General features: G+C 43.5%; 1 protein-coding gene. It reads right to left on the bottom strand.

The window, feature by feature from the left end; all coding sequences use genetic code 11:
• Positions 1–669, bottom strand: a 669-nt coding sequence (locus F8N00_RS18180) for a CorA family divalent cation transporter (protein WP_421018769.1), incomplete at its 3' end; no start/stop codon positions are given.
• Positions 670–828 lie beyond the last annotated feature (159 nt).

The raw sequence follows: 828 nt of genomic DNA, 5'->3' as shown, positions 1-828 counted from the left end.
CTTCAGTAAGTGATCGTACAAATCGCGAAAGAATGCCTGTTTCTTTGGATGAATCGATAACCGCTTCGATTCGACGACACGATACAGTAAGTCCCGCATCGGCATGACCGTCCGCGAGATTCGAAGTAACCGCGCGCGTAGTTCGAAAATCTCCTCCATCAACCGACGATCATTGCCACGCGTTCGGTAGCGTTCCTCAAGCGCAAACAATTCATCTTCCGTTGCATGAACGATCGGAAAATACCCGTCGACGATCTTATCCATGATTTTATGTACGAGGTCGACTGTTTCTTGTTTGTCGAGGCGTTGGCTACACTGTTCAAACACGATATCAATTTCTGGTGAAGATTGCTCATGGTAGCTAACGAGATGCCGATCACTTGCGAACAAATTGATTTCACGACTCGTCAACGTTCCTTCATCGAGCGCATGAAGGACAAAAAAGCTATGTTCTGTATAATATTCAAGCTTTGGGCGTTGCAAGTAATGAAAACAATCTTCAATCGCCAGTGGATGAAAATCAAAGACCTCAATCAATTTTTGCTTCTCTGCGTCTGTCGGTTGATCGAAATCAACGAAATAACGTGTGATGCCTGACTCCTGTATCCGACTTACATCATCGGTCAAAATGATTGTGTCATTCGCATCGATCAGTATACAACGAATCAACTTTTTCTCCCCCTTTTCCTATGTAAGCGTACTATATTTTTTCGTATGCAACAAAAAAAGGATTTCCTCGAAGAGAAATCCTTTCAGATTGTAGACAAATGAACTGACTCAAAAAATGACACACCTTTTCACGCCCTTTCCTCAGGCGAGACACAAGCC

Source organism: Exiguobacterium sp. A1_3_1, assembly GCF_048985645.1.
GTDB lineage: Bacteria > Bacillota > Bacilli > Exiguobacteriales > Exiguobacteriaceae > Exiguobacterium_A > Exiguobacterium_A indicum.
Note: the sequence above shows the minus strand (reverse complement) of the source record. Positions and strands in the feature narration are given on the sequence as shown.